Annotated in this window: 3 protein-coding genes; 1 reads left to right on the top strand and 2 read right to left on the bottom strand. The window is 65.7% G+C overall.

The window, feature by feature from the left end:
- Positions 1–87 precede the first annotated feature (87 nt).
- Positions 88–2,433, bottom strand: a complete 2,346-nt coding sequence (locus ACO6VM_RS25220) for an FdhF/YdeP family oxidoreductase (RefSeq protein ID WP_422403974.1) — start codon at positions 2,431–2,433, stop codon at positions 88–90.
- A gap of 8 nt (positions 2,434–2,441) precedes the next feature.
- A complete protein-coding gene (gene fdhD, locus ACO6VM_RS25215; RefSeq protein WP_401057528.1) occupies positions 2,442–3,269 on the bottom strand; it encodes a formate dehydrogenase accessory sulfurtransferase FdhD in 828 nt (275 codons plus the stop codon).
- A gap of 173 nt (positions 3,270–3,442) precedes the next feature.
- On the opposite strand from fdhD, the gene lysM reads away from it, so the two are divergent.
- Positions 3,443–3,883 (top strand): peptidoglycan-binding protein LysM, encoded by a 441-nt coding sequence (gene lysM / locus ACO6VM_RS25210; protein ID WP_401057529.1) that lies wholly within the window; start codon positions 3,443–3,445, stop codon positions 3,881–3,883.
- The last annotated feature ends 60 nt before the right edge of the window (positions 3,884–3,943 follow it).

Raw genomic sequence — 3,943 nt, 5'->3', positions numbered from 1 at the left:
GCCCCGCGATAGGCCCTGCCTGGCATCCCCGTTTCGGCGGCAGGCCCTATCGCGGGGCAAGCCCGCTCCCACGCAGTATCTGCGAATTCAGATGATCCGCCCGTCGTCCCGCGCCCGCTCGAGCTTGATGGCAATGAACTTGGACGTCGGTGTATGGCTGCCCTCGCCAATGCTCTCCAGCGGCACCAGCGGGTTCACCTCGGGGTAATAGGCAGCGGCCTGCCCGGCAGGAATGTCGAACGCCAACAGGGTGAAACCCTGCACCCGGCGTACATGCTCATCCCCCCACAACGACACGATGTCGACCTTCTGCCCCGGCTGGAAGCCCAGGCGGACGATGTCGGCTTCGTTGGCGAACAGCACGTCGCGCTGGCCGCGCACGCCGCGGTAGCGGTCGTCCATGCCATAGATGGTGGTGTTGTACTGATCGTGCGAGCGCATCGACTGCATGATCAGGTCCGGCAACTGGCCGCTGGCGCGCACCCGCTCGTCGAGCAGGCTGTCGGGCAGCAGGTTGGCCTTGAAGTTGGCGCGGCCGGTGGCGGTTTTCCACTGGCGGCTGGCAGCGCTGTTGCCCAGGTAGAAACCGCCCGGCAGGCGCAGGCGCTCATTGAAGTCGGCAAACCCCGGGATGGTGTCGGCGATCAGCGCGCGGATGCGGTCGTAATCGGCCACCAGCCAGTGCCAGTCCACCGGCTGCTTGCCCAGGGTGGCGGCGGCGATGCCGGCGACCACGGCGGGCTCGGAGCGCATCTGCCTGGACAGAGGCTTGAGCTGGCCGTTGGAGGCATGGACCATGCTGAACGAGTCCTCCACCGTGACCGCCTGCGGGCCATCGCTTTGCAGGTCGATATCGGTGCGGCCCAGGCACGGCAGGATCAGCGCCTGCTTGCCATGGACCAGGTGGCTGCGGTTGAGCTTGGTGCTGATCTGCACGGTCAGCTCGCAATTACGCAGGGCCTGGGCGGTGCGTTCGGTGTCCGGGGTGGCCTGGGCGAAGTTGCCGCCCAGCCCGATGAACACCTTGGCCCGGCCTTCGAGCATGGCGTGGATCGCTTCGACGGTGTTGTGGCCGTTGTGGCGCGGCACGCTAAAGCCGAAGCGCTTTTCGATGGCGTCGAGCAGGAACACCGGTGGGCGCTCGTTGATGCCCATGGTGCGGTCACCCTGCACGTTGCTGTGGCCGCGCACCGGGCACAGGCCTGCGCCGGGTGCACCGAGGTTGCCGCGCAGCAGCATCAGGTTGACGATTTCCTGGATGGTCGGCACCGAGTGGCGGTGCTGGGTGATGCCCATGGCCCAGCACATGATCACTCGCTTGCCTTTGCAGTACATGCGCGCCGACAGTTCGATGTCGGCCAGGGCAAGGCCGGACTGCGCCTCGATCTGCTCCCAGGGCGTGGCATCCACCACCGCCAGGTACTCGTCCACGCCATGGCCGTGCTCGGCAATGAAGGCGTGGTCGAAGATCGCCGGTTCGCCCTTGGCCTGCGCCTCGCGCTCCCACTGCAGCAGGAACTTGGCCATGCCGCGCAGCAGTGCCATGTCGCCGCCCAGGGCCGGGCGGAAGAACGCGGTGTTGGTCGGGCGATCGCTGTTGGTCAGCATCTCCAGCGGGTTCTGCGGGTGCTGGAAGCGTTCCAGGCCACGCTCTTTGAGCGGGTTGACGCACACCACCTGGGCGCCGCGCTTCACCGCGTCACGCAACGGGTCGAGCATGCGCGGGTGGTTGGTCCCGGGGTTCTGGCCCCAGACGAAGATCGCGTCGGCGTGTTCGAAGTCGTCGTAGGTGACCGTGCCCTTGCCCACGCCAACGCTCTGGCCGAGGGCAACGCCGCTGGCCTCGTGGCACATGTTCGAGCAGTCGGGGAAATTGTTGGTGCCGTAGGCGCGCACGAACAGCTGGTAGAGGTACGCCGCCTCGTTGCTGGCCCGGCCGGAGGTATAGAACTCGGCCTGGTCAGGGCTGGCCAGGTTGTTCAGGTGGCGGGCGATCAACGCGAAGGCCGCGTCCCATTCGATCGGCTGGTAGCGGTCGGTGACCGGGTCGTAGACCATCGGTTCGGTCAGCCGGCCCTGGTATTCAAGCCAGTAGTCGCTTTGCTGGCGCAGCGCGCTGACGCTGTAGCGGGCGAAGAAAGCCGCATCGACACGGCGCTTGGTGGCTTCCCAGTTGACCGCCTTGGCGCCGTTCTCGCAGAACTTGACCATGCCGCTCTCGGGCGAGTCGCCCCAGGCGCAACCGGGGCAGTCGAAGCCGCCGTTCTGGTTGGTCTTGAGCAGGGCGCGCAGGTTCTTCAGGGCGTTGTCGCTGCCGACCCAGGCCTTGGCCACGCTGCGCAGCGCGCCCCAGCCACCGGCGGGGCCGGGGTAAGGCTTGTAGCGAGGGGAAGAGGCGGGGGCGTTGTCCGGGAGTTTTTCATACGAGGTCACGGCTGTTACTACTCCGCCGCTGGGCTGAATACCCGCGGTGCGCTGTGTTTGGGCAGATGGATAAGGTTGAGGTTGTGCTTGCGTGCCCATTGCAGGGCAAGGCCCGTGGGCGCCGAAAGGCTGACCAGGGTCTGGATGCCGGCGCGCAGCACCTTCTGGATCAGTTCCAGGCTGCAACGGCTGGTGACGATGGCCAGGCCACCCGTGGTGTCGATGCGCTGGCGCAGCAGGGCGCCGATCAACTTGTCCAGGGCGTTGTGCCGGCCGATGTCCTCGCGGCCCAGCAGCAGCTGGCCGTCGCAGTCCATGAACAGCGCGGCGTGCACAGCGCCGCAGTGCTGGCCAAGGGGCTGGAAGGCATCGATGCGCTGGCGCAGGTCCTTGAGCCAATGGGCCGGGGGCAAGGGGGCCCCGGGCAGTGCCGTCAGTTCGGGCAGCGCCTGCTCCAGGGCTTCGACACCGCACAGGCCGCAGCCACTGGTGCCGGCCATCTGGCGGCGCTGGTTCTTCAGGTCCCAGAAGGCACGGCTGGAAATTTCCAGGTCGGCATACAAGGCCGAGCCGCTGCCGGAGAGCTTCACGTCGTAGATTTCGTCAGTACCGCTGACGATGCCGCTGCCGACGCTGAAACCGACCGCGAAGTCTTCAAGGTCGGTGGGGCTGACCAGCATCACCGCCTGGTTGAGGCCGTTGTAGACGATGGCCAGCGCGACTTCCTCGGCCAGCGGCGTGCTGTCACGCGCAGCATCGGTGAGCTCGAGGTAGTCGTAGGTGTTGCTGGCGGCGGGCAGATCGAATGACGAAGGCGCCGCGCAGACCGGAGGCTTGCTGTTCATCGGGGCGAATACCGGCGGCAGTTTGATGCCACAAGCCTAGGCCGCCGGGCAGGTGGCGTCTAATCGCTAGCGTCTATGCCGTGATAGACCGCGTCGATTGGTCGCACAGGGGCGGGGGGCGGGATCCTGGCCTAGACTCCTGCTTCCACGGATTCACCCTAAAGGAGCGCCACATGAGCCTGTTCAGTTTCGTGAAGGAAGCCGGTGAGAAGTTGATCGACCTGCTGACCCCGGGCAATGCCAATGCCGAGGAGCAGTTGAAGAAACACGTCGAAAGCGTTGGCCTGGGCAACCCGAACATCTCGGCCACTGTAGAAGGAGACAAGATCATCCTCAAGGGCGAGGTCAGCAGCCAGGAAGAGAAGGAGAAGATCATCCTGGCGGCCGGCAACATTGCCGGTGTGGCTGCGGTGGAGGACCAGATCGTTGTCACCGGGCCAATTGCCCAGGCGGCGGTGTTCGTCACCGTGGTGAAGGGTGACACGCTCAGTGCCATCGCCTTGAAGGTGTATGGCAATGCCAACCAGTACAACAAGATCTTCGAGGCCAACAAGCCGATGCTCAAGCACCCGGACAAGATCTACCCGGGGCAGGTATTGCGTATTCCCGACTGACCTCATCGAGGGGGGAGCGAGATCCCCCCCAGAGCGGTTGGAGAGGGGGTTTCATGCTTG

It is taken from the genome of Pseudomonas sp. GZD-209 (genome assembly GCF_049310485.1).
Lineage (GTDB): Bacteria > Pseudomonadota > Gammaproteobacteria > Pseudomonadales > Pseudomonadaceae > Aquipseudomonas > Aquipseudomonas sichuanensis.
This window is presented reverse-complemented; position numbering and strand designations above follow the sequence as displayed.

What these genes read in the sequence shown, in the direction of transcription:
- lysM (WP_401057529.1), top strand. Translation starts at nt 3,443, where the DNA reads ATGAGCCTGTTCAGTTTCGTGAAGGAAGCCGGTGAGAAGTTGATCGAC.
- fdhD (WP_401057528.1), bottom strand. Translation starts at nt 3,269, where the DNA reads ATGAACAGCAAGCCTCCGGTCTGCGCGGCGCCTTCGTCATTCGATCTG.